This is a genomic window from Brevibacillus choshinensis (assembly GCF_001420695.1).
GTDB lineage: Bacteria > Bacillota > Bacilli > Brevibacillales > Brevibacillaceae > Brevibacillus > Brevibacillus choshinensis.
Map to the genome: position 1 here is coordinate 21,440 of NZ_LJJB01000007.1, position 26,091 is coordinate 47,530.

28 protein-coding genes and 1 pseudogene are annotated in these 26,091 nt (G+C 48.3%); 23 read left to right on the top strand and 6 right to left on the bottom strand.

From position 1 onward, the window contains the following. Positions 1-17: 17 nt before the first annotated feature. From AN963_RS00130 to AN963_RS00175, 10 genes and pseudogenes are all read left to right on the top strand, one after another. Complete coding sequence (locus AN963_RS00130; RefSeq protein ID WP_083496736.1) at positions 18-470, top strand: Dps family protein; 453 nt, start codon at positions 18-20, stop codon at positions 468-470. Positions 471-658: 188 nt separating this feature from the next. Beyond that, positions 659-1,597, top strand: a complete 939-nt coding sequence (gene coaA, locus AN963_RS00135; protein WP_236707840.1) for a type I pantothenate kinase — start codon at positions 659-661, stop codon at positions 1,595-1,597. 50 nt (positions 1,598-1,647) lie between these two features. After that, on the top strand, positions 1,648-2,094 hold the full coding sequence (locus AN963_RS00140) for a DUF523 domain-containing protein (protein ID WP_055742553.1): 447 nt from the start codon (positions 1,648-1,650) through the stop codon (positions 2,092-2,094). A 255-nt stretch (positions 2,095-2,349) separates the two neighbouring features. Then, positions 2,350-2,694 (top strand): DMT family transporter, encoded by a 345-nt coding sequence (locus tag AN963_RS00145; RefSeq protein WP_055742554.1) that lies wholly within the window; start codon positions 2,350-2,352, stop codon positions 2,692-2,694. A gap of 283 nt (positions 2,695-2,977) precedes the next feature. Beyond that, a complete protein-coding gene (locus AN963_RS32420) occupies positions 2,978-3,256 on the top strand; it encodes a YkgJ family cysteine cluster protein (protein ID WP_055742555.1) in 279 nt (92 codons plus the stop codon). Positions 3,257-3,258: 2 nt separating this feature from the next. After that, on the top strand, positions 3,259-4,362 hold the full coding sequence (locus tag AN963_RS00155) for a hypothetical protein (protein WP_055742556.1): 1,104 nt from the start codon (positions 3,259-3,261) through the stop codon (positions 4,360-4,362). A gap of 6 nt (positions 4,363-4,368) precedes the next feature. Then, entirely contained in the window at positions 4,369-5,814 is a 1,446-nt protein-coding gene (locus AN963_RS00160; protein WP_055742557.1) for a hypothetical protein, read from the top strand. Positions 5,815-6,119: 305 nt separating this feature from the next. Continuing rightward, positions 6,120-6,883, top strand: a pseudogene (locus AN963_RS31745) (COG4705 family protein); the annotation flags it as partial. Between the two features lie 824 nt (positions 6,884-7,707). Next, positions 7,708-8,220, top strand: a complete 513-nt coding sequence (pssA, locus tag AN963_RS00170; RefSeq protein WP_407922526.1) for a CDP-diacylglycerol--serine O-phosphatidyltransferase — start codon at positions 7,708-7,710, stop codon at positions 8,218-8,220. Positions 8,221-8,409: 189 nt separating this feature from the next. Next, positions 8,410-8,727, top strand: coding sequence for a hypothetical protein (locus tag AN963_RS00175; protein ID WP_055742558.1), 318 nt, complete (start codon positions 8,410-8,412; stop codon positions 8,725-8,727). Between the two features lie 437 nt (positions 8,728-9,164). Here the strand turns inward: AN963_RS00175 and AN963_RS00180 are convergent, their stop codons facing one another. Together AN963_RS00180 and AN963_RS00185 are read right to left on the bottom strand one after the other, a co-directional pair. Beyond that, complete coding sequence (locus AN963_RS00180; RefSeq protein ID WP_055742559.1) at positions 9,165-9,680, bottom strand: SRPBCC domain-containing protein; 516 nt, start codon at positions 9,678-9,680, stop codon at positions 9,165-9,167. A 30-nt stretch (positions 9,681-9,710) separates the two neighbouring features. Further along, positions 9,711-10,055 carry an ArsR/SmtB family transcription factor gene (locus AN963_RS00185; protein WP_055742560.1) on the bottom strand — a complete coding sequence of 115 codons (345 nt, stop codon included), beginning with the start codon at positions 10,053-10,055 and terminating at the stop codon, positions 9,711-9,713. 284 nt (positions 10,056-10,339) lie between these two features. On the opposite strand from AN963_RS00185, the gene AN963_RS00190 reads away from it, so the two are divergent. Next, complete coding sequence (locus AN963_RS00190) at positions 10,340-10,948, top strand: LysE family translocator (RefSeq protein ID WP_055742561.1); 609 nt, start codon at positions 10,340-10,342, stop codon at positions 10,946-10,948. A gap of 40 nt (positions 10,949-10,988) precedes the next feature. On the opposite strand, the gene AN963_RS00195 is transcribed toward AN963_RS00190, so the two are convergent. Then, on the bottom strand, positions 10,989-11,312 hold the full coding sequence (locus AN963_RS00195) for an NUDIX hydrolase (protein ID WP_055742562.1): 324 nt from the start codon (positions 11,310-11,312) through the stop codon (positions 10,989-10,991). A 139-nt stretch (positions 11,313-11,451) separates the two neighbouring features. On the opposite strand from AN963_RS00195, the gene AN963_RS00200 reads away from it, so the two are divergent. After that, complete coding sequence (locus AN963_RS00200; RefSeq protein ID WP_055742563.1) at positions 11,452-12,105, top strand: FMN-binding negative transcriptional regulator; 654 nt, start codon at positions 11,452-11,454, stop codon at positions 12,103-12,105. Here AN963_RS00200 and AN963_RS00205 read toward each other — a convergent pair. Then, complete coding sequence (locus AN963_RS00205; protein WP_055742564.1) at positions 12,086-12,955, bottom strand: LysR family transcriptional regulator; 870 nt, start codon at positions 12,953-12,955, stop codon at positions 12,086-12,088. The genes AN963_RS00200 and AN963_RS00205 overlap by 20 nt on opposite strands. Before the next feature lie 162 nt (positions 12,956-13,117). Between AN963_RS00205 and AN963_RS00210 the strand changes: the two genes are divergently transcribed. Beyond that, complete coding sequence (locus AN963_RS00210) at positions 13,118-14,398, top strand: NCS2 family permease (protein ID WP_055744388.1); 1,281 nt, start codon at positions 13,118-13,120, stop codon at positions 14,396-14,398. Between the two features lie 40 nt (positions 14,399-14,438). On the opposite strand, the gene AN963_RS00215 is transcribed toward AN963_RS00210, so the two are convergent. Then, positions 14,439-15,395 carry a carbon-nitrogen hydrolase family protein gene (locus AN963_RS00215; RefSeq protein WP_055742565.1) on the bottom strand — a complete coding sequence of 319 codons (957 nt, stop codon included), beginning with the start codon at positions 15,393-15,395 and terminating at the stop codon, positions 14,439-14,441. Between the two features lie 142 nt (positions 15,396-15,537). Here AN963_RS00215 and AN963_RS00220 point away from each other — a divergent pair, with 142 nt between their 5' ends. From AN963_RS00220 to AN963_RS00235, 4 genes are all read left to right on the top strand, one after another. Further along, positions 15,538-16,302, top strand: coding sequence for a helix-turn-helix transcriptional regulator (locus AN963_RS00220; RefSeq protein ID WP_055742566.1), 765 nt, complete (start codon positions 15,538-15,540; stop codon positions 16,300-16,302). 88 nt (positions 16,303-16,390) lie between these two features. Further along, positions 16,391-16,780, top strand: a complete 390-nt coding sequence (locus tag AN963_RS00225) for a VOC family protein (RefSeq protein ID WP_055744389.1) — start codon at positions 16,391-16,393, stop codon at positions 16,778-16,780. 124 nt (positions 16,781-16,904) lie between these two features. Beyond that, a complete protein-coding gene (locus AN963_RS00230) occupies positions 16,905-17,396 on the top strand; it encodes a ferritin family protein (protein WP_083496740.1) in 492 nt (163 codons plus the stop codon). A 169-nt stretch (positions 17,397-17,565) separates the two neighbouring features. Next, positions 17,566-18,246: a queuosine precursor transporter gene (locus tag AN963_RS00235; protein WP_055742567.1), complete on the top strand. Its 681-nt coding sequence runs from the start codon at positions 17,566-17,568 to the stop codon at positions 18,244-18,246. Positions 18,247-18,326: 80 nt separating this feature from the next. Here the strand turns inward: AN963_RS00235 and AN963_RS00240 are convergent, their stop codons facing one another. Next, complete coding sequence (locus tag AN963_RS00240; RefSeq protein ID WP_055742568.1) at positions 18,327-19,253, bottom strand: LysR family transcriptional regulator; 927 nt, start codon at positions 19,251-19,253, stop codon at positions 18,327-18,329. A 173-nt stretch (positions 19,254-19,426) separates the two neighbouring features. Between AN963_RS00240 and AN963_RS00245 the strand changes: the two genes are divergently transcribed. The 6 genes from AN963_RS00245 to AN963_RS00270 all read left to right on the top strand — a co-directional run bounded on the left by AN963_RS00245 (position 19,427) and on the right by AN963_RS00270 (position 26,088). Next, the gene (locus tag AN963_RS00245) at positions 19,427-20,527 is read left to right on the top strand and encodes a C45 family autoproteolytic acyltransferase/hydolase (protein ID WP_055742569.1); all 1,101 of its coding nucleotides are present in this window, start codon (positions 19,427-19,429) and stop codon (positions 20,525-20,527) included. Between the two features lie 46 nt (positions 20,528-20,573). After that, positions 20,574-22,115 (top strand): glutathione ABC transporter substrate-binding protein, encoded by a 1,542-nt coding sequence (locus AN963_RS00250; protein ID WP_055742570.1) that lies wholly within the window; start codon positions 20,574-20,576, stop codon positions 22,113-22,115. A gap of 170 nt (positions 22,116-22,285) precedes the next feature. After that, the gene (nikB, locus tag AN963_RS00255) at positions 22,286-23,206 is read left to right on the top strand and encodes a nickel ABC transporter permease (RefSeq protein ID WP_055742571.1); all 921 of its coding nucleotides are present in this window, start codon (positions 22,286-22,288) and stop codon (positions 23,204-23,206) included. A gap of 14 nt (positions 23,207-23,220) precedes the next feature. Continuing rightward, positions 23,221-24,126, top strand: a complete 906-nt coding sequence (nikC, locus tag AN963_RS00260; RefSeq protein WP_055742572.1) for a nickel transporter permease — start codon at positions 23,221-23,223, stop codon at positions 24,124-24,126. A 17-nt stretch (positions 24,127-24,143) separates the two neighbouring features. Continuing rightward, the gene (locus AN963_RS00265) at positions 24,144-25,142 is read left to right on the top strand and encodes an ABC transporter ATP-binding protein (RefSeq protein WP_055742573.1); all 999 of its coding nucleotides are present in this window, start codon (positions 24,144-24,146) and stop codon (positions 25,140-25,142) included. Then, the gene (locus AN963_RS00270) at positions 25,123-26,088 is read left to right on the top strand and encodes an ABC transporter ATP-binding protein (RefSeq protein ID WP_055742574.1); all 966 of its coding nucleotides are present in this window, start codon (positions 25,123-25,125) and stop codon (positions 26,086-26,088) included. The genes AN963_RS00265 and AN963_RS00270 overlap by 20 nt, the downstream gene beginning before the upstream one ends. Positions 26,089-26,091 lie beyond the last annotated feature (3 nt).

Genomic DNA, 26,091 nt, shown 5'->3' on the forward strand with positions numbered 1-26,091 from the left:
AAGGAAGTATCGTCTATATGAGCATAACGATGAGCCGTCCCGTTACTGACGTATTAAACAAGCAGGTTGCCAACTGGTCTGTGATGTATATAAAGCTCCATCACTTTCACTGGTACGTGCAAGGTCCTAATTTCTTCACCTTGCATGTCAAGTTCGAGGAGCTGTATAACGAAGCAGCCAAGTACGTGGATGAATTGGCAGAGCGTCTGCTGGCTGTAGGCGGTAAGCCCGTTTCTACCATGAAGGCCTGTATCGAGCAAGCATCCATCAAGGAAGCGGCAGGCGGAGAGTCTGCCGATCAGATGGTGCAAGCGATCGTGAGTGATTTTACGACACTCGTCAGTGAGCTGAAAGAAGGCATCACAGCAGCAGAAGCGGCAGACGACGAGGCGACAGGCGACATGTTTTTGGGCATGACGGAGAGTCTGCAAAAGCATGTGTGGATGCTGAAAGCCTTTATGGGGAAATAAAAAGGATGAAAAAAGAAACAAGCTGATACTGGTAGCATACTGGTATTAGCTTGTTTTTTTATGGACTGGAAGTGTTTTTCCAGCTCGTTTGGAAAACCAACTTGTTCCCAAGAGTCGCCTGCTGGTGTAAACTAGCTGTGTGTTAATCTAAAGAAAGCACTTTCATGATGGAAAGGATGTACATTCCCATGGCATCACCATACGTGACGTTTAACCGCGAGCAGTGGAGAGCTCTGCGGGCTTCCACGCCGCTGACCATATCTGATGAGGAACTGGCCTGTTTGCAAGGCGTGAACGAAAATGTTTCCATGACCGAGGTAGCGGATATTTACCTTCCACTTTCACGCCTGCTAAATTTACATGTAGGCGCCACACAGGAGCTGTATCAGGCTACCCATACATTTCTCGGCAATCAGGACGGAAAAGTGCCGTTTATTATCGGAATCGCCGGTAGTGTTGCCGTGGGCAAGAGCACGACCGCGCGCATTTTGCAGACGCTCTTGTCCCGCTGGCCGAATCATCCCAAGGTAGATCTCGTGACGACAGACGGGTTCCTCTATCCGAACCGAGTGCTGGAAGAACGTGGAATTATGAAGCGCAAAGGATTTCCGGAGAGTTACGACTTGCGCAAATTTATCCGCTTCCTATCCGATGTGAAGTCAGGTCTCCCGGAAGTAAAAGCCCCTGTCTACTCTCACCTGGTCTATGACATCGTATCGGATGAATGGCAGACAGTGCGCCAGCCGGATATTTTAATCGTAGAAGGGCTGAACGTATTGCAGCCACCGAGAGACACGGAAAACGAGCAACGCATTTCCGAAGTAATCGTTTCTGATTTCTTTGATTTCACGATTTACGTCCATGCGGATGAAAAAGATATTCTGCAATGGTATGTAGAGCGTTTCAAGCTGCTGCGGCAAACGGCCTTTTCCAATCCCTCTTCTTATTTCCGCCGCTACGCAAGCTTGTCTGACGCGGAAGCAACGGAAGTCGCTACTGGCATCTGGCATGAAATCAACGGAGCCAACCTTCGACACAATATTTTGCCTACCCGAGTACGTGCCCAGTTGATCCTCGATAAAGGGCAGGATCATATGGTGCAGAGCGTGAAGCTGCGCAAGCTGTAGACGCGAGTGCGGTCGCTCATCCTTGTACTTGCCACGATGGAGGTTTTCTTATGAAAATGATTAGCGCTTGTCTGATCGGCTGTGAGTGCCGTTATGATCAAAAGTCTTGCCTAGATCAGGAGCTGGAGCAACTATTGAGGGAAGGCAAGGTGATCCCTGTCTGTCCAGAGCAGCTGGGCGGTCTGCCTACGCCGCGCCCGCCAGCGGAGATCGTCGGGGGAGACGGCTTTGATGTATTGGACGGGAATGCACGCATCGTCGATCAAAAAGGAAATGACGTGACGGAAGAATTCCTCATGGGTGCCCAGCAAGCATTAAAGCTGGCACAAACTATCGGAGCAACGTCCGCCATTTTGAAAGAAAACAGCCCCTCGTGTGGCAGCACGTTTGTCTATGACGGCACGTTTTCCGGAAAAAAGGTGACAGGCACGGGGTTGACTGCAGCGTTGTTTCGGAGAAATGGGATTGACGTCGAATCCGAACAAAATCGAGGATAACGATACGTTAAAAAGGGAGTGGGTAGATCCACTCCCTTTTGCTGTTCTTTGAAACAGATGAAGACAGTAGGCTCACGGGCAGAACTTCATCATGATGAGGGTGTTTTCGTTCACTCGAGGTAGCTGTCGTCATCTATAAGGAAAAATTCACCCCCAAAAAACTAGTAGGTTTAGTCCTAATTATTGGCGGCGCAGTAATCATGAAGCTCGCTGCAGGAAACTCACATTAACTTGATAAGAATGGGAGGTGAAATTGTGAAAGGCTTTTATGCACTAGCAGGAGCTATCGTAGCTGAGATACTTGGTACATCCATGCTGAAAATGTCAGAAGGATTTTCCCTTATGTATCCTTCCGTTGGAGTGATACTGGGGTTCGGAATATCATTTTATTGTTTATCAGTAAGTCTTCGAACCATACCGTTAAGTTTAGCTTATGCCATATGGTCAGGGGTAGGAACTGCTCTGACAGCTCTTATTGGTATCCTCATATGGGGAGACTCATTAACTGCCATGGCTGTTGTTGGTATCGCCATCATAATTGGAGGAGTCGTTTTATTAAATACGTCTAGTCATCCAGAAAAAGTAATGAAATCAGAATGACCCTATTTTGGAACACGAGTATCACAATAAAGGCAAAGCAAACGAACAGCTATCGCAGAGTGGTTATGGATGCGAGAGCTGTTCTTTTTTGTAGTTCTTTCTGTTAGCAGTCATCTCGTGACTTTGTCCTTCTTGTATGTTGTGTATATAGGGATTTATACCTAGTTTTCGAGAGGTATTTAGTGGGTATTTGTAGAACTATAGTGTAGTAGTTAATGTAAGCTGCTTTCATTTTTACGACAACAGAGGAAAACACAGCTTAAAGAAGGAGCTTAAGAAATGAATGAATGATGCACAGTTTCCTTGTACGAGTTGCGGCTTATGCTGTCAGCACATCTCTCATATTGAGCCATTAGCAAAGTTTGATCGGGGAGACGGTGTTTGCATTCATTTGCGTGACAATCTTTGTTCGATTTATCATGATCGCCCAGAGATATGCCGCATCGATGTGATGTACCGCAAAGAATACCAATTCTATTTTACCAAGGAACAGTTTTACCACGAGAATTTGAAAGTGTGTCAAGACCTACAAATCAGACATGGAGTCATCAAGGGGGAGTAGAAATGCCATTACCATTAATTCTGGGAGGGATTGCTGCTGTTGCAGGGGCAGTCGGTATCTATAAAGGAGCAAAATCAGTATCAAACAATAGCGAGGCGCAAGATTTGAATGAGCGCGCCCAAGAAATATATGAGGATGCACGTGAGGAAATGGAAGACCAAAAGGAGCATACCACACAGGTATTAGCTGAGCTGGGAGAGCTAAAATTACGGACGTGGGACGAGCAAATCGGTCGTTTCGTGAATGTGGTGGAAAAAGTGAAAGCCGTGGAAGTGTACGGCAATGCGGCTGTAGACCAAAACCGACAGGCGATTCTCAGTAAACATGAGCTGGCTGAAATGCGTAAGGTTTCTTTGCAGGCGACTGAAGTGGTATCGGGTGGATTCAAGTCATTGGGGGCAGGCGCGTTAGCTGGAGTCGCATCCTATGGCGGGGCCATGATGTTTGCATCGGCTTCTACAGGAACGGCACTCTCTGCCCTATCCGGAGTGGCGGCCACCAATGCGACCTTGGCTTGGTTTGGTGGAGGGTCCCTCGCTGCCGGTGGATTGGGGATGGCCGGAGGTGCCGCTGTATTGGGAGGCATCGTAGCAGGGCCGGCTATTGCTTTAGGTGGGTTTTTGATGGAGGCTAAATCCAAAAAGAATCTAGCGGAGGCCAAGTCCAATCTGTCCAAAGCGAAAACGGCGGCGGAAGAGTTCCGTACAGCCACAAGCATGATGGAAGCGATTTGCGATATTTCCTATCAATTCAACGATGCGATTGAAGAAATGTCGGAACGCATGGACACCGTTTTAGATCGATTGGAGCAAGCATTGGCAGAAGCAGATGAAAATAGACAACAGAAATTATCGTTTAAAGTGAAGCAGTTCTTCCATGGGCTGATTGGCAGAAAAATTCTGCTCGTCTACGATGATTTGGCTCCTCAACACAAAGAAGTGCTTCATTCATCCTATCAATTTGCCCAAGCCTTGAAGCTGTTATTGGAAACTCCCCTGCTCGATAAAAAAGGTGCCATCATGGAGAGCTCGGTAGAAGTACTTGAGCCTTCCTATGAACTGCTGAGCGGCACTCCCTACCTGTTAGAAGGGGAGAGAATGGGGTGATCTGATATGTTTTCGTTTCTATTCGGGCGCAAAAAGAAGGATGGATCCACAGAAAAGAATACGGCGGATGCCGATTCGTTTCTAGGAAGTCAGCTGGGATCGTATGCTGCAAGACACGAAGCAGAAGCTTCCCATGCAGCTGTCGAAGGGATGGACTCCCTGAGAAGAATGGCCGACAACTTAAAAAATGTTGGGGTCGATCAAAAGCAGGGCAACTTGTTTGAGATTATCGAGGCGACCAAATTTAATATGGATGCAGCTTCGAAAGGGGCAGATATCCGTGCTTACGTCACTGCTCTTGAGGGAGATCCTCATGCCAAAGCAGACATCCTGATCCGAAGCGGAGATAAGGTGCTTGACGAGGTTCAGGCGAAATCAAGCAACAATGCCGCCCGGCTGACCCGGATGGTGAGCGACGAGAAATATCGGGGCATGCAAAAGCTTGTGAACGCGGAAAAGGCAGATCGGGTTCGCGAGTTGGCAGAAAATCGGGCAAACAGTGGGTCCATTTACACCGAGGAATATCGGGATACACTCAAAAATGTGAAGGGAAAGCTAACGCACAACGAGATTAGCTCCAGCGGAACCTCTTACGATGAAACCATTCGGGCGACAGAAGATACAGCAGCCTATAGTTCGAAGTTGGAATGGGACCAGTTTAAAAAAGAAATCGGCGTGACAAGCGGACAGGCTGCAGCAGCTTCTGCCGTAATCGGGGGCGCCATGTCCTTGATTAAAAATGGCGTAGCGGTTTCCAAGGGACAAGTTAGCCTCGAACAAGCGGCGAAGAATGCCATGAAAGATACAGGGGCAGCCGGGATGAGAGGCGCTAGTACGGGTGCGATCAGTACCGGGATTCGAACGGCTGCACAAAAAGCAGGGATCGATGCGTTGGCGAAATCGAATGTGGCTACTTCTATTGCTGCTGGTGTCGTGGACATGGGCGTAACCGTGCTTCGATACGCAAAAGGGGAAATCACTTCCGAGCAAGCCATGGAGAAGATTGGACAAACGGGTGTGAGTACCACCTCCAGTATATATGCGGGAGCAGCGGCTGGGGCTGTCTTCGGTCCTGTGGGAGCCGTTGTCGGCAGCATGGCTGGTTATATGATCGCGACGGGATTATATCAATCCTCCCTTTCTATCTTGAAGGAAGCGAAATTAGCTGAAGTGGAAGCGCAGAGAGTGATGGCTTTGTGCGAGGCAGCTACATTAGAAATTCGTAGGCGGCGCGAAGAATTTGAATTTGCCATGAAACAAAAGCTTCAGTATAACGAGAGGGAATTTAAGAAGTGCTTTCACTTGATTGATTCGGGATTAGCGACGGACCGTTTTGTGGATACAGTAGTAGCCCTGGAAGGATTTGCTCACGTGTTCGGGAAAGAGCTGAAGCTCAGCAAGTTCAGCGATTTTGATCAGCATATGAAACGGGATAAGCCGTTGATATTGTAGCATCCACTGTAAGTGATGATGAAAATAGACATCAAAATCTTCTGATGTCTATTTTTTTTGTTCAATATGCAAAAAGTGATTGCTGCATTTCATTGAATCTCCTAATGAGGATCTGGAAGGGCTTCGCATGATTACAGTCGTAGAGCGGGATGGCAATCAATTACGCATATGTACTCGCATGAATCAGGTACATCTACATCTGATACTATTTCCTTCGATTTTAATGGACATGTCCATATAGTTCGGATTACAGAAAGGGGATTTCCTAGGGGTGTTTTTAAAAAGTGGAATAAGGAGGTAGCGTAATGGAATCAATCAAAACAAATGAAGGTAAAAGCATGATAAGTAAAGTTCCAGAGGTAACTATTTTTTTCTGGATAATAAAAGTGCTATGCAATACTGTCGGTGAAACAGCATCTGACTTCCTGAACGTCAATCTCGGCTTTGGACTGACTTGGACCTCCATCGTCATGGGGCGTTGTTGCTGGTTGTTATCTTCTTTAAGTTTAAGGCGAAGAAATTTATCCCTGGCATTTATTGGCTGACGGTTGTCTTGATCAGTATCTTTGGAACACTTGTTACAGACAATATGACAGACAGTATGGGCATCCCACTTGAAGTGAGTACCATAGGTTTTTGTATCGTCTTGGCGATTACCTTTGCCATCTGGTACGCCAGTGAGAAAACCCTTTCCATCCATTCAATCTTCACCGTGCGGCGGGAAATCTTTTATTGGTTAGCAATTCTGTTCACGTTTGCACTGGGTACGGCTGCCGGAGACTTAATGGCAGAAAGTCTCGGCCTCGGTTACCTTGTAACAGGCGTTATCGTTTGTGCAGTAATTGCTTTCGTGTCGGTTGCCTGGAAATGTAAACTTGATCCGGTGTTGGCTTTTTGGATCGTATATATTATGACACGTCCTTTGGGTGCTTCGTTGGGTGACTACCTTTCACAACCACAGAAGCACGGCGGTTTGGGATTAGGCGCAACCGTCACAAGTGTAATATTTATCGTAGCCATACTACTGACAGTCGTTTTCCTTTCCGTTACCAAGCGGGATTTGATTCCCATAACAGCAACAAACACAACAACGAATACAACACCATTTACAGTTTTCCGGCAAGTTGCTGTGGTAGTATGCGTATTGGCTCTTGCGTCAGTAACAGGCTATTATTGGCGTCATTCCAAGCTCTTAGATGAAGCGAACACTGCTGTTTCACAGGCTTCACAGCAGGGGAATACAGCTAGCTCGCAAGCCTCATCTCATGGAGGGACGTCTACTTCCGTTTCACAAAAATCACCGCAAGGAGGTTCGTCTACTTCCGCAGTCCCAGTCTCACCTTTGGGTGATCTGTCTAGTTTCATAAAAATAGAGGAAGATACTCTAAGCCTTGTGAATGCTGGAAATCTGTCTGCGGCTAATGCACGGGTTGATGATTTGGAGTACGCGTGGGACGAGGCCGAGGCTCGTCTAAAACCAATGAACCAGACCAAGTGGACTGAAATTGACGATACCATCGATAACGTATTAAGGGAACTACGAGCTGTACATCAAGATGCCGCAGCGTGTAAAGCTTCTCTGGAAGCATCGTTAGCAGAACTTAAATAATGGATAAACATCCAGGCTGTCGAGAAAGTCTCGGCAGTTGAAAAAATCACTTGGATGGTAGCCTCACCACGGCACGCCCCTTGGTTTAAAAATTTCGTGTGATGTGCCCAGCTTAGGTTCAAGGGGAGGTCAACAGCTGACGTCTAAATTCCGATGGCGTCAGCTGTTTTATTTCGTTCATCAGAAAGCTCTTCCGGGGGATATGCAAATGATCAACCTCACAGTGAATACTCTAATTAGGTAATAGATACAATAACGATAGATATGTTTCATGGATTTAATAGATGTGGAAAGGCGGACTTAAATTGTCCTCGCGCATGGTAAAATGGGTACCTAATTTATTTACAATGGGAAATTTAATATGTGGTCTATTCTCGATTACCTTTACGATGAGCGGTTATTTGCGAACGGCAGCTCTTCTCATTTTTTTAGCCGCGTTTCTCGATTTGTTCGACGGAAAAATAGCAAGAAAATTAAAAGTGAATAGCGAGTTGGGAGTTGAATTGGACTCGCTCGCAGATATGGTCAGTTTCGGGGTTGCTCCCGCTTTGCTTTTCCATGCAATGTCCCCGCATTCTTTGCAAACTTCTGTTGCATTTGTACTTTATCCGGCACTGGGAGCCTTGCGATTAGCGAGATTTAGCGCCAAACCAACAATCGGGTACTTTATGGGTATTCCCATTCCTCTCTCGGGACTTATCATGGCAGGGATGGGGTTATTTCTCTATAGCAATTCCATTGTTACTATTTTGCTTGCTATTTTGATGGTCAGTCCCATACGCATCAAAAAATTATAAAAAGGTAGGAAGGCTTTTACTCGATCAGTTGATCTATCCGCCCATACGCCTCCTTCACCAGGAACTATTGCCAGAAACTTTCCGACATTTTAGCAAGTACACGAAGGTGGATAACAATTCTGATTAAGTCCTTACTTGATCAATTATCTCCTCTGAAATTAGCACTAACCATAAAAGGGGCATATTTGCTTGGATCAGACTCAGATGGGTTTGGTAATCATCGTAGTGGCGATATTATTCATATTATTAGAGGTGTTTTTTTGGAAAAAGGGAGTCCCAAAAGAACCGTTTTGGGAAGCTTTATTTCATGATAGGGGATTTATTGATATGGGAGCTACCCGTTTTTTTCTCTTACCGAGCATGGGCAGTATTTTTATGGCTAGTTGGATTTGGAATCTTGATTATCGCATTGGTTGCTTTCGTTGTAAAAAGCGCTACTTAGCGAACAGGTTCGATAGCCGGAACAAATACATAAAGGCTACCAGTGTTAATACCGATAGCCTTTGAACGAACCATTCATCTTTAATGATGTTAACCGGTTAAATAAAAAGGACCAGTAAAGGAAGCTTGTGGAGCATTAACGACGTAAAGAATGCATCATCATTCTATGGTGATGTGCTCGCATGCGATGGAAATGTTCCCTTTCAGCAAACGTATGATGCCTCGATCGGTCATGTCGATGTTCGATACTTAAAGAGCGATAGTGCTCAGCTCTCCTTAGGTGATGACGCATTCTCTCCCGATGGAAATCAATAGGGTCCATTGCACTTCCCCCTTTACCATGATTCTTTATGGTATGAGGACAGCTTTAAACTTGCTTATGTATGAGTGGATAAAGACCAAAAAATGAGTAAATATCCATATCAGTAATTTCTCTGAGCTGTTAACGCCAAAATCAAAACAGCCGCCAGCTCTCAAAGCCAGGCGGCCTTTTCCGTATTTCCTTACTTGACCTCGTTCAGACGCTCTTCCAGACGGTCCCAAGTTTCGGTGATACCTTGCAGCATGCCCATGTCCATGACAGTCTTGAGGGCCTCTGCGGACACATATTCAGCACGGTTGACCAGCTTTGTCTTGCCATCCAGATCGATAAATTCAAGCGTGATCTCGGTCGAAGGCATGGTCTCGTTCGTATTGCCGTCAGCATCGGAGAAGTAATCGGTATAGCTGATCGTTTCCGGCTCGACAATTACCTTGTAAACGCCTTTGCCCCAAGATTCCATGCCGAAGAATTGACCTTGGTTCTGATCGACGCACTTCATGCAGTAGTGCCAAACGCCGCCCGGTCGGAAATCGACGTTGCAAACCGGAACCTCCCAGCCTCTCGGTCCCCACCAACGCTTGAGATGCTCAGGCTCTTTAAACATCTTGAACACGAGATCGCGTGGTGCATCGAAAACGCGCTCCAGCACCAGTACGCGATCGTTCTCTATCCTCGAAACCATTGCGTTGTTTGACATTGTAATTCCTCCTCATCGTTTTGAATGATCTTATGATTCTTCCTTGTTTTGCAGCTCCCGCAAGTAGTCTTCCAGATTATCAAATCTGTCTTCCATGACACGCCGGAAGGAGCTGACCCAAGAATCCAGTGCTTGGAAAGGCTCGGGCCGTAGCTTGTAGATCCGGCGGTTTGCTTCGGCCTTTACTTCTAAAATCCCATTGTCGCTAAGTACCTTCAAATGCTTCGAGGCTTGGGGCTGGCGAAGCCCTAGCCGGTCGGCGATTTCCCCCACACTCAGGGGACCGTCGCGCAAGAGTTCGACGATATTCATACGATTCGGTTCGGCTAATGCGCTAAGCATCGTCATGTACATGCCCGGATTTTTCCCTGACATGTCACTCACCTCGTTAAGTGATGGTCTCTCGGTATCATCTCATCTCCTTCATCACAAAGGTCATCTTCTTATTGATTTGAATATACGCTAAAAGGAATATTCCTGTCAAGGTATATTTATGAGGCCGTTATTCCCATGTGGGGTGAGTGAAATCAGACCCGCAAGGGCCAGTTTCGTACTTCAAAAGTATGAGACTGGTTTTTTGCTTTTGGAAAAATCTGTTCTGCTACATCTGATCTGTTCTGCTCTTTCCGATTTATGATGAGAGAGAGGAGGATTCAAATATGTCTGAGTATATGGTTTTTGCTTTGGCCTTTGCTGCATCTGCTGCTTCACCTGGCCCTGAAATAGCGGGGCTCCTGTCCAGGGCTCTGTCCGGTGGTGTATTCGCGAGTTTCACTCTCGCCCTCGGGATTATTCTCGGCAAACTGCTCATGCTTACTGCTGCTGTTCTGGGCCTCACAGCTCTTGTAGAGGTCCTCGGCCCCATGTTCATTGTGTTGAAATTTTGTGGAGTCGTCTATCTTGTCTGGCTAGGTATTAAGAAATGGAAAAACGCCGGAAGGATGCTGGCAGTCAATGAGAAACCAAAACCTGTCAACGCCATAGTGGACATCGGTCTTGGCCTGACAATGACTCTGTCAAATCCCATCGCCATCTTGTTTTATATAGCGCTTCTTCCAGGGGTCATTAATATCTCTGGTTTAACACTGAACAGCTACGCCCTATTGTGTACCATTATCATTTGTGTGATGACCTGCATAGTGGTCGGTTATGGGATCATGGCAGAGGTGGTAAGAAAACTGTTCTCTTCTGCGAACTCGAAAGCACTCATGGATCGTTTAGCAGGTGCCATGATGATTGGCGCAGGGATCCTGATCGCGATTCGATAATAGTAGCCTCTTCCTCTCGCTGTAGGTGAAATGAGTGTGGTTACTCTTGCCTTACCACCAGATGCTGGGTGTGCGCGGGTAGCTCCTTGAGAGCGGTTCGTAGAAATTCAGGGTACAATTCGGAACGATCAAGCTGCTCCAGAGGAGTCCACTGAAAAATGAGGCGTGGTCCTTCTTTGCTGAAGAATGGCCCGTCCGTTTGGGGAAAATGTGGATTATCTGATTCGATTCGATAATAAAAGCCGATTTCATGGTACGGCGTGCCGTCGTAAGGAAAGAAGTTCTCCACGATCCAAACCATTTCTCCTACGGTGGCCTCAATGCCGAGCTCTTCATACAGCTCTCGATAAAGGCTGTGACGCATGGTTTGGCACAGCCTTCCCATTTTATTGCAAGAATGACGTCTAGGAAATGACGAATTGACCTCGTTTCTTTCGGCAAAATTGCCCCTAGCCGAATACGGACCGCATGCTACGATGAGAAAAAAGAGGAGTGAGGCATGCATGTACACACCACCGTATTTTGAAGTAACCGATCAAGAAGAGATGATCGCTTTCATGCAGCAGCATCCGTTTGCTCTGTTGATTTCTGCGGACGCAAAAGAACCAGAAGTAACCCATCTCCCTATGGAAGTGGAGCAAAGGGGAGACGAGCTATTCTTGACGGGACACGTCGCGCGAAACAACCCGCAGGGAGACATGCTGGGGCAGACGGATACGTCGGTGTTGGTGGTCTTCCAGGGAGCTCACGCGTACGTTTCCTCTTCCTGGTACAGTCAACCCAACGTTCCCACGTGGAATTACATGGCCGTACACGCTTACGGGAAGGCTCGCGTCATTACTTCTGTCGAAAAGGTAACAGAGATGATGCAGGCTTTGCTGTCCAAATATGAGCAAGGACAACAATCTCCTGTCGCATGGGGAGCAGTTCCGGAAAAAGTCATGGATGGATTGCTCAAAGGAATTACTTGTTTCGAGATCAAGGTGGAGCGGATCGATGCGAAGTACAAGCTGAGCCAGAACCGCAACGAACAGGATCGACAAGCGATTATTTCCCATTTGGAAGCAGGCAGCGAAAAGGAGAAGGAAGTCGCTGCGGCGATGCGCACCATCGATCAGGCAGGGGCCAATCGTGTGTTTACGAAAACATCTCAATAAAATGTTTGGCTGCCTTGGACAGATGGCGTCCGGTTTGCCAAACGACGGCAGCAGAGGAGGAGATCGTCGTTCCTGTGATCTCAATTCCGTGGATTTGATCGCTTCGGTGGGTTTCCCAAGCGGAACGCGGGACGATGGAAGCACCGACTTTGGCACCGACCATGCTGACGATGAGGGAGATGTCGGGACATTCGCAGATGACGTGTGGCTCGACTCCAAGTCTGGAAAATTCCTTGACGATCAGGTCGTATATCCCGAGGCCAGGGATGCTTGGCATGATGAGCGGGATCTCGGCAATGTCACGCATGTGGATCTGCTGTTGTGTGGCGTATGGGGAGCTGGCAGGAACGATCAGTACGAACGATTCTTCTTCCAAGGGAATCGTGCTGCAATTGGTCAGGGAATGAGGCAAACGGACGATGGCGACCTCGATCGTTCTGCGCTCCAGCCAGTGGTTGAGGAGCTGTGTGTCGCCCTTCCAGACTTTATAGGTAATCAAGGGATACTGTTGTTGAAACAGGCGAATTTGCTCGGGCAGGAAGTAGGCGGATAAAGCACTGACGCCGATGGACAGGCTACCCCGAATGCCTTCGCCTGTTTCTTTTACTTCGGAGAGGGCTTCCTCCATTTGGTGCACGATATTGAGTGCTTGCCGGTACAAGGTGTGGCCGGCTTCCGTGAGTTCCATGCGTTTACCGAATCGCTCCATCAGTGTGACACCGAGCTCATCCTCCATCTGCTTTAACTGCTGGCTCAATGGGGGCTGCGCCATGTTCAGACGCTTGGCTGCTCCCGTGATTTGCCCTTCTTCGGCAATCGCGATAAAGTAACGCAGCTGACGTATATCCATGAATACCACTTCTTTCTACGGAAACGTTTTTCCATATGAAATCGATATGAAAGACAGATTTACTGGATATTTTTCATATTGATCTGGCTATGATAGCATAAATTTCATGACTTCACATGGAAAAGACACAATAGAAAGAAGGGAATTATTGTGCGTACGTGGATGGATAAAATATTTCACCTGCGCGCTTGCGACACGACGATTCAACGGGAGCTATTAGCTGGCTTTATCAGCTTTGTCACCATTGTTTACATTGTTGCCGTAAACGCTTCGATCTTGCAGGATGCGGGCATTCCCATGGAGGCAGGCATTCTCGCGACGGTGCTGACGGCGTTTGTCGGAGCGCTGTTGATGGCTTTCTGGGCAAATGCACCGATCATACTGGTTCCCGGAATGGGGATCAATGCGTTGTTTACTTATACGCTCTGCCACACGATGGGTCTTTCCTGGCAGGAGGCTTTGGCTGCGGTATTTGTTTCAGGACTAATCTTTGCTGTCATCGCCTTTAGCCGGGCAGCTACCGTCCTGTCCAATGCAATTCCCACTTCGCTGAAAGAAGCGATCACGGTGGGGATCGGGCTGTTTCTCACCTTTATCGGATTGCAAAAGGGTGGACTGATCGTCACGAATCCGTCTACGTTTGTGGCGTTAGGGGAGTTGTCCAGTCCGCATGTGATCGTCACGCTGGCGACACTGATCATTACGCTGATTTTGTTTGTGCGCAATGTACCTGGCAATTTCCTCATCGGGATCGCAGCGGGTACGGGGCTTGGCTTTTTGTTCGGGATTGTAGAGCCAGGAAGCGGCGGTGGGTTTTCTTTTGCTGAGTATGGTCATGTCTTTGCCGGGTTCTCTTTTAGCGGAATATGGACACTGCCGTTTTGGATTGCGACATTCTCACTGGCGATGGTCATTGTCTTTGAAAATATCGGTTTGATTCACGGGCATACGGCTATGGCCGGACAGCCACAGAAGTTTCGTCGCTCTCTTCAAGCCAATGCCGTATCCGCTGCTCTATCGGGTATGTTGGGCACAAGCCCGACGGTTTCGACGGTGGAGAGCGCAGCAGGTATTGCGGCAGGGGGACGTACGGGTCTCACCGCGCTTGTGACCGGAACGCTGCTGCTGGGATCACTGGGACTGATTCCGCTCGTCAAAATGATTCCAGATGGAGCAATTGCTCCGGTGCTGATCATCATCGGAGCACTGATGCTGCAAAATGTGCAGAACATTAATTTGAAAGACTTCTCGGAAGGCTTCCCCGCCTTTTTGATCATCGCGATCATCCCGTTGTCCTACAGCATCGTGGACGGTATCGCGTTTGGATTTGTTGCTTATCCGCTGCTGAAGCTGGCTTTGGGGAAAAGACGAGAAGTGCCTGCCTTGTTGTACGTGATTGCTGGCCTGTTTTTGCTCAATCTCGTACTGCCTGTGCTGGCGTAAAAAAAAGACACCGGTGGCTTCCACCGGTGTTTGCGTTATTCTACTTGTTTATAGGCTGTTCCTGAGGCGCGCCATACTTCTCAATATCCGCAGGTGTTTTCGGAAAAGGCTTTTGTAAAGATTGAAAGACGGGTGCTTTTGTGAGGTCAGCCGAGTAGCATTCATCTACCTCAATACCCGATTCCTTAAATCCTTTGAGCATTTTCAGGAATCCGAACATTCCCATGGATCCATTTTCTCGGACGCGCCGCACTTCATCCAGATTCAAATAGACGATTGTGAACGATTCGGAGTCACCCAGCTCCTCGATGATTCTACCTTCTGGGTCGACAGCGACCGAATGTCCCATCCCAATTGGGTTCGGGTGGTTGATACTGACGACAAAGCATTGATTCTCGATCGCGCGGGTGATGGCGATCGGGAGGTTGTTTCTCATGCCTCCGATCCAGTCACCTTGCAATGTCGGCTTGATGATCACTTCGGCACCCTTTAGGGCCAGATTGCGCGCTGCCTCTGGATAGTGGCCATCTGCACAGATCATGAAGCCCACCTTACCGATATTCGGTATTTCATAAACGGGAAAGTCGTGCCCTGGCTTCGATTGTTCGAGTGGGTAGGGAATAAACACTTTTCTGTATTTCATCACAATCTCTCCCTCAGGAGAAATCAAAAGGGCTGTATTATAGGCTTCGTTGCTATTCTCAGCCTGCTCATACAAGGAACCAGGAGCGAGCCATTTCCGATGCTCCCTCGCTTTTTCACAGAGAAGATCAGTCAGAGGACCAGGAATCGTCTCTGCCATCTGTAGCCAGTTTACCGGGTCCAGCCCGTTCAAGTACAGTTCAGGGAAAGCAATCAGATCCACTGCCGGATTCATCCCGGCTATCGTATCGACATAATAGGCAAGCTTCTCGTAATTTTCTCGTTTGCGAGCCTGCAGATCAGGATTCGTGCTGGGGGAAGCGATTTGGACCAGTGCCAGATTTAAATAGCTCATAGGTTCACTCCTCGTCGATAGGCTTATCCCCATTATGGAAAAGGAACATGGCTCGAACAATTACCCGATCGGGTGATTTTTTATTCGAAAAAATCTGATACAATAGAACTTGGAGAAGATTTGTGGTTGGGAGTGATTCTTTATGGAAGCGTTCTCAAATCAAGATTATCAAAAAGTTCTTGCTTTCATGGATGATATGGTAGGCTCTACCGAAAATTTCCGCCAACAGGCTCTTCAGTCTTTCGAAAGACGCTTTGGTTTTCAAAGGGCCAACTTTTGGATGGTCAATGAGCATGAGGAACGGGTCCGTCCCGTCATGCGAAATATCGACAGGAACGCCATGGACAGCTATCTTGCCGCCTGCTATCAGCATGATATTTTGTTGCCGAGCAAGGTTGTCGACCGTCTGGGCCATCAGCATGTCCTGCGAATTCATGACGTTTTGTCCCCGCATGAATATGAGCAGAGCGATTATTATCATGAGTTTATGGCTCGACATGGCTACTACCATCAGATGGTGGCTTACTTGATGAACAATGGACAGCTGCTGGGCAGCATCGCGTTTGTTCGTTCTAAAAAGGAGAGCCCGTTTCAAGAGCGTGACATAAAGTGTATGGAGATCATCTCTCGCTTCTTGAGCCGAACCATGATTCAATATGAGCGCCCAAAACGGATAGCCTCGTCCAAACCTCAACAGGAGACCGATTTGACAGCCAAGGAACGGGAAGTACTGGCACTGGTGCAAAAAGGATTTGGGAATGAAGCGATCGCCGCTCAGATGTTTGTCAGTATCAATACGGTTAAAAAGCATCTGCAAAGCATTTATCGCAAGTTTGACGTCACCAATCGTACAAGCTTGTGCTATAAAATTCTTGCGAAAGAAAGTGGAAGTCCCTCGTCGGTTTAGCCCGATGCGGGATTTTTTTCTTTCCTGTTCGAGGGGATCAGCCTGACTGTAACGAATTGGAAGGAAAACGAGAGGAGTCGTCCACATGATCATGTATGAAATGACCGTCCAAATCCGCGTCACAGACATAGAGAAAGGACAAGCCTGGTACCAATCCTTGTTAAGACGTGAGCCTGACTTCATCCCACATGAGGGTTTTGCCGAGTGGGAGCTGATTCCTGGCTGTTGGCTGCAGGTAGCCGAAGGAGTGCCAACAGCTGGCTGCGGTCCGCTGCGGGTCGGGATCGAGAATTTGGAAGCGGAGCGTGAGCGCGTGATGAGCGAGCTGCAGGTGGACTGGTTTGAGATCTATCAACGGGAAGAAGTGCCAGTCAAATGGGCAACCTTCGAAGACCCGTGGGGCAATCGCGTCGGGTTTTTTGAGTACCTCGATCAGGCAGAGAAGGCAGAGAAAATAGCACAGAGCCGGAAAGCGTGAAAGTGAGTGAATAAACAATACTCCCTCCGTCATGCGCTCGGTAAAAGAATGGGATGAGGGTAGGCAGGCTCTCATACGATGGTAGGTGAATACCCTGTTAAAAAGCCTACAAAGGAGTTTGAAGATGAACGGGTATTGGTATGGACCGTATTCCTACTCTTCGTATGTACCTTATGTGCAGCCAGTTGCGCATGATCAAAGTGAGGAGCGAATGCAAATCGTCATTCGTCTCATCCAGGAGGCCATTGCAGACGAGCGACACGACGAGCTGTTTTACGACTACTTGCTCAGCGTCGCTCCAACGGAACAGGAAAAGAAAGTAATTACAGGAATTCGTGATGACGAGCGAAAGCACCGCAGTCTGTTCCGCCAAATCTACACGCAGCTAACGGGTCAGCGTCCGCCAATAACAGGTGAGGGAGAGACCTTTCAGAAGCCCGCCAGCTATTTGGACGGAATCGAACAAGCGCTGATGGGGGAACTGAAGGCATTTGAAAAATATCGCGTCATCTACAAGTACATTCCTTCACAATACCGCGATACCATTTTTGAGATCATGACAGATGAAATGAAACACGCTAGCTATTACAACTGGCTGTACGCGAAAAATAAATGAATGATGACGGAGTCCGTGACGGTTCGTGCCGATGCGGGCTTCTTTTTGTTTCGATACTGATGGAGGATAAGGATTGCCAAGGTATTTGAAAAAAAGTACAATGATGAAATGCCCAAAAAGGGCCGCGGTTCGTAAACTCCCGCGTTATCAAAACTAGGAGGCATTATCTATGTTTAATGTGAGTTTGGGAGTGGGATTTGCCCTGGTCAACTTTGGGCTGTTTCTGCTCTGCTACCGCCTGTTCGGCAGAATGGGTCTGTACGCGTGGCTTGGTATGGCTACGGTGCTGGCGAACATTCAGGTCGTGAAAACAATCGAGATGTTCGGATTGGTCATGACGCTCGGCAATACCATCTATGCATCGATTTATTTGACAAGCGATCTGCTGAATGAAAAATACGGGGAAAAGACAGCCAAGAAAGCAGTCTGGTTCGGATTTTTCACCTTGATCGCCACGACAATCATCATGCAGCTGGTCCTGTTGTTTGAACCGCAGGAGTCGGATATTTCGCAAGGCGCGTTGGAAACGTTATTTGGCTTAATGCCACGGCTCGCCTTGGGCAGCCTGTGTGCCTATTTGCTCAGCCAATTTGTCGACGTGAAAATCTACTCATGGCTGAAGAAAAAATGTCCTGGCCCGAATCAGCTCTGGATTCGCAACAACGGCAGCACGCTGTTCAGTCAGATGCTGGACTCGATCACCTTTTGCTCGATTGCGTTTTTGGGCGTGTACCCCATGGACGTTTGGTGGGAGATTTTGTTGACCACCTACCTGATCAAATTCATCGTCTCAGCGGCATCGACGCCGGTTTTGTATATCGCACGCAATATGAGGGTGCCGGAGGAGTAAGACGGCCAGCCCCTCACAAAAATGAGAGACACGCTATTTGCCTGTAAGAAGGCGAGCGTGTCTCTTTTTCCTTTTCCCCGTTATGGGGTAGGGGATGCTTCCTCTGGGCCATCCAATAAATAAAAAGCCTTTATGTAATTGACGAACGTTTTGACCACAGAGGATTGGATAGAAGCCTCCTTGTAATGCATCCACGTGTTTCTGGAAAGCTCCTGACCGTTCTGATAGGACAAGTCGATGGTATGAAAATTATCGTGCTGCTTTAGGCAGGTGCGCGGAATAATCGCGTACCCGAAGCCGTATCGGACCATCTCTTTACAAGACTCGGCGTTATCGACCTGCATGGAGTACGTGGGTGCTTGAGTGAATCTCTCCTGCCACCAGTCCTCGATCACCTGTGGTAAAAGAAGATCGGTTTTGTATTTAATATTTGCCGTATGACGGGGAGTTCGATAATGAATTCTAGGCAGGTTAGGAAGATCATCCAGATTGATTTTTTCTTTGGAAATAACCGTAATGCGATTGCGATAGATTAAATATTTTTGATCAAACCATTGATAGTTTCCACTGATAATGCCTACGTCTACCGTTTCATCGTTGAGTAGTTGATAGATGGTAGAGCTGTACCCTGTCTCCAATGTGATGTTTACATCGGGATAGCCATCCAAGAAGCTTTTTAGCAGTGGAGGGAGCTTGTAATGAGCAAAGTGGTTGGAGACACCAAGCTTCAAGGTACCCTTTACTTCATTGGCCATATTGGACATGTGGTCTTTGACCTTCCGCAATTCAAGCACCATTTTTCTGGCGAAACCAACCAGATATTCTCCCTCCGGTGTAAATTTGATTCCTTTCCCGTGCTTGATGAAGATCGGCATGCCGAATTCCGCTTCCAGCTGCTGCAGTCGATAGCTCAACGCTGGCTGCGAAATATGCATGCGTTCAGCGGCTCTGGTGATGTTCTTTTCTTCATAGACGTGCAGCAGTAATTTGCAGTCTTTGTCATCCATGGAAAGATCCCCTTACATGAAAAGTTTAAATTTTCTTTCATATAAAAATTTTATCACAGTTTAAGAAAATATGAATTTTACTTATTTTTTGTTTGAACTTATATTTTTATGTAAGCGTTACACGGGATGCAGTTGTCTAGCAAAAATCAGACTCAAGGAAGAGGAGATCAACTATGGAAAAAGGGCAGCAGTTTGAAAATGGAGGCAGGTCAACCAAGTCTTTTCCTTACTATCGATTTAGTGGAACTCATCGTGAGATCGGTCAGCAATACGGGGAATCATGTGCCGCGCTGATCCAAAAGCATCGGGATTACGCACTTGAGCGTTTGCGTTCGAAAGTGCAGATCCCTTCCATGCGAGCATTGGAAGAGGAGGCATTGAAATATAGACCATTCGTACAGGAGTATGCGCCATTTTTTGACGAGGAGATCCAAGGGATTGCGGAAGGCTCAGGGATCTCGTTGGGCGAGGCGTATTTTCTCCAGCTTCGTGCCGAAATCTATCACCATTTCGATACGACGGATGAATGCACGACCTTTGCTGTGTCACCAGAGGCTTCCAAGGACGGTGCGCCGCTCATTGGACAAAATGCGGACCTACCTGCCTTTTATTCGGAAGTGGGGATTGTCGTGGAATATGTACCCAATGATGGGCCTGCTTGTCTCATGCTGACGCCTGCTGGGCAAGTATCGTACATCGGGATTAACGATGCTGGTCTTGGCGTGTTTGCCAACTTTCTCGTGTGTGATGGTTGGAGAATCGGCTTCCCGCGCTACTTGCTCTCACGGCTTGCATTGACGAAAACATCCGTGAATGAAGCAGTAGCCTTGGTGCAAAGCGTTCATCGGGCCTCCTCCAGAAATCTCATCCTGCTCGATCAGACAGGGAAGAGTCTGGATCTGGAAACCGTCCCTACTCATACTGCCGCCATCGAAGCGGTAAATGGCTTACTCGCCCACTCCAATCATTTTGTTGCCGAGAGCATGGTAGGGGAAGAGCGCAAAACAGGGGAGGACCTGGAAAACTCCCGTGTTCGTCTGCAGCGTATGCGGACCCTGCTAGAGAGCAAGCATGGGCAGCTCGATGTAGAAGCCATGCAAGAGCTGTTGCGGGATCGTGAAACGGCTCCACACACCTTGTGTCGAATGCCAGGCGATTTTGGGGATTCCATCACATTTGCATCCGTGATCGCTGAACCGAGCAAAGGGAATCTGTGGATCGCGATCGGCCCGCCACACCAATACGAGTATAAGTGCTACAGCTTTTCATCATGAAACAGGAATCACGAGCACCATTCCATAGATATGAGGGGGAAAACAAATGAAACGATTATGGTCAGCCGTTTTGTTATCACTCACACTTGCTGTTTCAGCCTGTGGCAACACGTCCGATTCGACCGGAGCGGGAGCAGGGGGCGCGTCACAGGAACTGGTGGTGGCTTTCAGTACGGAACCGGTAACGTTGGACCCACAGGACACGAGTGACGGTATTTCCAACAATGCCAACGAGCTTCTCTATGACAAACTGGTCACGCTGGATAAAAACAACGAAATCGTTCCACAGCTGGCAAAGGAATGGACAACTTCGCCCGATGGCAAGAAAATCACCTTCAAGCTCCGTGAAGATGCGAAGTTCCAGGATGGTACGCCAGTCAATGCGGAAGCCGTCAAGTTTACGTTTGATCGCGTACTCAACAAAGAAAACAAGCTGGCCCGTTATTCGTTGTATGCGGAGTTCATTGATAAAGTAACGGTGGATAGTGAGTTTCAGGTGAGCTTTGATCTGAAATTCCCGTTTGGCCCAGCATTAATTTCGTTTGCTCATACGAACGGCGGTATTCATAGTCCGAAAAACGTGCAGGAAAAAGGAAAAGACGTGGGTAAATCCCCAGTCGGCTCTGGTCCTTACAAATTAAAGGAATGGACGCCAGGAACGAAGATGGTGTTTGAAGCGAATGAAGCCTATTGGGGCGGGGCACCGAAAATCAAGACCATTACCTTCAAGCCCGTAACGGAAAATTCCGCTCGTTCCATCATGCTGGAAACGGGTGAGGCCGACGTGATCGTGCCAGTCGTGACATCCGATGTGGAACGCCTCAAAGGAAATGACAAACTCAAGGTTATGATCGAGCCGAGCTCCCGCAATTTGTACATTTCCATCAATACCGCAAAGGCACCATTCGATAATGTCAAAGCTCGTCAAGCGCTGAACTACGCAGTGGACAAAGAGACGATCGTCAACAAGATCATGGCAGGCCAAGCCAAAGTGCTGGATGCAGCGTTTGGTGAAAAAATCTGGGGCCACACCTCAGTAGGGGCCTATCCATACGATCCAGAAAAGGCCAAGCAACTGCTTGCAGAAGCAGGCGTGAAACCAGGAACGACCATCAAGCTGTGGACACCAGAGGGCCGCTACCTCATGGACCGTCAAATCGCCGAGTATATCCAAGGCAATCTGCAAGAAGTAGGACTCAACGTCGTGTTCCAAAAATGGGAATGGGGCGCTTTTCAGGAAGCGATCAAGAGTCCAGATGCCGAGTTTAATCTGGCAGTCAACAGCTGGGGTGCCTCTACGAATGACGCGGACTGGGCTTTGCGACCGATTTTGAAAACAGGCGGCGCAAGCAATTACGCCAAATTCTCCAACCCGGCGCTGGATGACATGATTGACAAAGCGATGAAAGCCTCGAGTCAGGATGAACGCAAAAAGCTGTACAGCGAGGCATTGGCTCTGATCAAAGAAGAAGCACCGTGGATTTTCCTAGTGGAATACAAGCAGACCTCTGGCGTGCGCAATAACGTGGAGGGTGTGTACTCGTGGAGCAACGAGCGTCTGATCCTGCGTGACGCCGTCAAAAAATAAACAGGAAACAAGAGTGGGAAGGGGATAGGCGTCTATCCCCTGATCCTTTATTTTACTATCAGAAAGTATAAAAATTCTGAGGATGATAGTATAAGCGCAATTAAGGCTTCGTCCGCGCCAAGGCTTGGCAAAGCCAAGTTTTCTAATCGATTTGCGAAGGAGGCACCCAATTGCTCAGCTATATAATCAAACGCGTATTGCAGATGATCCCAACTTTGATCGGTGTATCCATCGCTACCTTTATTCTCATTCACTCCGTTCCGGGAGACCCGGCCCGAATGATCGCGGGAAATGAAGCGAGTGAAGAAGAGGTTGCTCTTGTTCGTGACCGCCTGGGGTTAAACGAACCGTTGCACGTCCAGTACGGAGAGTATGTGATGGGGCTGGCAAAGGGCGATCTCGGAACATCGCTGCGTTCGGACCGCCCTGTTTTGGATGAAATCGTTTCCCGATTCCCGACCACCATTTTGCTCACCTTTATCTCCGTGATCATCATGATCATTGTCGGACTTTTAGCCGGAATCTTATCAGCGACGAAGCCCAATAGCAAAAGGGATAACGCAACCATGATGTTTTCGCTGTTTGGTATTTCCATGCCGATTTTTTGGCTCGGATTGATGCTCATCTTAATCTTCTCGTATTACTTGCAGGTGCTGCCGTCCGGCGGTAATGACAGCTTTAAATACTTCATCCTTCCTGCTGTGGCGCTCGGTCTGTCTTCCTCGGCTATTTTAGCCCGATTGTCCCGCTCCAGCATTCTGGAGGTCATCCATCAAGACTTTGTTCGTACAGCGAGAGCCAAGGGTGTCAAAGAAAAGTGGGTGATCTACAAGCACACGCTGAAAAACGCGCTCATTCCGATCATTACGATCGTGGGACTGGAATTTGGTCATCTATTGGGAGGAGCCGTACTGACAGAAACGGTATTTTCCATGAACGGTATTGGGAGATTCATTATCCAGTCCATCCAATTCCGGGATTACCCAGCAATCCAGGGCAGCATTCTGTTTGTTGCCACGATCTTTGTCATCGTCAATTTGATCGTTGACCTTTGTTACAGTCTCGTAGATCCCAGAGTCAGATACGATTAGAGAGGAGCAAATTCATGAGTCAGACAGAAGTCGTAGTCCCACCAGCGGACAACCTTTCGATCGAAACAACGTACACAGCTCGTTCCCCGTGGAGAATGATTGTGAATCGTTTCAAAAAGAACAGGCGGGCAATGGCAGGACTGTGGATGGTGCTCGTATTTCTCGTGGTCGCCATCTTTGCTCCGTGGATCGCTCCTCATGATCCGTTCGAGCAAAATATGCAGGTGATGCTGGAATCTCCTTCGATTCATTATTTCTTCGGTACAGACGAATTCGGGCGCGATATTTTTTCGCGAGTCATTTATGGCGCACAGATCTCCCTCATGATCGGAATCGTAGGCGTGTTGATCTCGATTGTTTTTGGCGTGGCTCTAGGGACCATCTCGGGCTATTTCGGTGGATTCGTGGATTCGCTGGTGATGCGGATCATGGATATTTTCATGGCATTTCCTAGCTTTCTCTTGGCATTGGCGATTGTCAGTGTACTTGGTCCGGGCATGATCAACGTCATGATTGCCATCGGTATTTTTTCTGTTCCGACCTTTGCCCGCATTTCACGCAGCTCGGTCATTTCGATCAAAAACAAGGAGTACATCGAAGCTGCCAGAGCGATGGGAGGCACCCATTTGTTCATCATCTGGAAGCACATTCTGCCCAACAGTATCGCGCCGATTATCGTGTTATCTACGATGCGGATCGCGACTGCGATTTTGACGGCTGCGGGTCTCAGCTTTTTAGGGATGGGAGCTCAGCCCCCTACACCCGAATGGGGAGCCATGCTAAGCACAGGAAGAGAATATTTGCGGACAGCCCCGCACGTGAGCACGATCCCCGGTTTGGCCATTATGTTTATGGTTCTGGCTTTCAACATGCTAGGGGACGGCTTGCGTGATGCTCTCGACCCCAAGATGAAGCTGTGACAAAGGGAGGCACCGACTTGAAGAACAAACTGCTCGAAATCAAAGGCTTGAAAACCTATTTTTATACAGATGATGGCGTTGTCCCTGCGGTCGATGGAGTGGACATCTCGATCTACGAAGGGGAAACGGTAGGGATCGTTGGGGAGTCTGGTTGCGGGAAAAGCGTTACCTCTCTGACGACGATGCGCCTGACACCAGGTAGAGTCGTCGAAGGCTCCATTACCTTTCAGCAAAAGGACATTTTGGCTCTGAGTGACGAGGAGATGAGAGAACTCCGTGGCAACGAAATGGCCATGATTTTTCAGGAGCCGATGACCTCGCTTAATCCGGTATTTACAATTGGGCAGCAGATTGGAGAAGCCGTCGAGATCCATATGAAAGTAAGCAAACAGATGGCTCGTGAGCGATCAATCGAAATGCTCAAGCGAGTAGGGATTCCTCGGCCGGAGCAAATCGTGGACGAATATCCCCATCAGCTATCGGGAGGTATGAGGCAGCGGGTCATGATCGCTATGGCGATGGCCTGTAATCCAAAGCTGTTGATTGCAGACGAACCGACGACTGCTCTGGACGTGACGATCCAGGCGCAGATTCTGGACCTGATGAGGGATTTGAAAGAAAAGCAGGGCACTGCGATCATGATGATTACGCATGATTTGGGTGTCGTGGCTGAAATGTGTGATCGAGTGATCGTGATGTACGCAGGAAAAGTCGTGGAAGAAGCGGACGTCGTCACCCTGTTTACCAAACCGCAGCACCCGTACACGCAAGGACTGATGAAATCGATTCCGAGCCTGGAGTCAGCCGAAAGAAGACTGTATTCCATCAAAGGGAATGTCCCCATCCCAGGTACCATTCGCGATGGCTGCAGCTTTGCTCCCCGATGTGAATTCGCAACGGAGTTGTGTCGGCAAAAAGCTCCCCGTTTGGTTGAAGTGGAGCAAGGGCATTTGAGCAGATGCTGGCTCCATGTAAATGATAGGGAGGACACGCGACATGAAACAGCCGTTGGTTGAGATCAAAAACTTGAAGAAGTACTTTCCCATCCGAAAAGGAATGTTCAAAAAAACAGTCGGCCATGTCAAGGCAGTAGACGGTCTCGACTTTACGATATTCAAAGGAGAAACGCTCGGCTTGGTGGGAGAAAGTGGCTGTGGGAAATCCACGACGGGGCGAACCATCCTGCAGCTGCTTTCGCCGACAGAAGGGGAAGTCCTGTACGAAGGGAAAAACCTGCTGGACATGAAGGGCGCGGAAATGCGAAAGCTGCGCAAAGATTTGCAAATGGTATTTCAAGATCCGTATGCCTCGCTCGATCCAAGGCTGACAGTAGGGGAGCTGATTGCAGAGCCGCTGCAGATTCATCAGCTCTATCAGGGTAAAGAAAGGGACCGGCGGGTGGATGAACTTCTCCAGGTCGTCGGCTTGCACAGCTACCACGCCAAGCGCTATGCCCATGAATTTAGCGGGGGGCAACGGCAACGAATCGGGATCGCACGAGCTCTGGCTCTCAACCCAAAACTGATTGTAGCAGACGAGCCGGTATCTGCCCTGGATGTTTCCATTCAGTCTCAGGTGATCAATCTACTACAAGATTTGCAGGAACAGTTTGAATTGACCTACCTGTTCATCGCCCATGATTTGAGTGTAGTAAAGCATATTAGTGACCGCGTCGGCGTGATGTACCTGGGTAGAATCGTAGAGCTGGCAGACAAAAACGATCTGTACGATTCTCCCATGCATCCGTATACCAAAGCACTGCTTTCGGCTGTCCCTGTACCCAACCCGTTGATCAAAAAAGAGAGAATCGTTTTGCAGGGAGATGTGCCCAGCCCAGCCAATCCGCCGTCTGGCTGCACCTTTCATCCCCGCTGTAGCGAATGCATGGATATTTGCAGGACGGAAAAGCCTGCGTTCCAGGAAGTCAACGGACGCTACGTGGCATGCCATTTATACAGCTAAAAA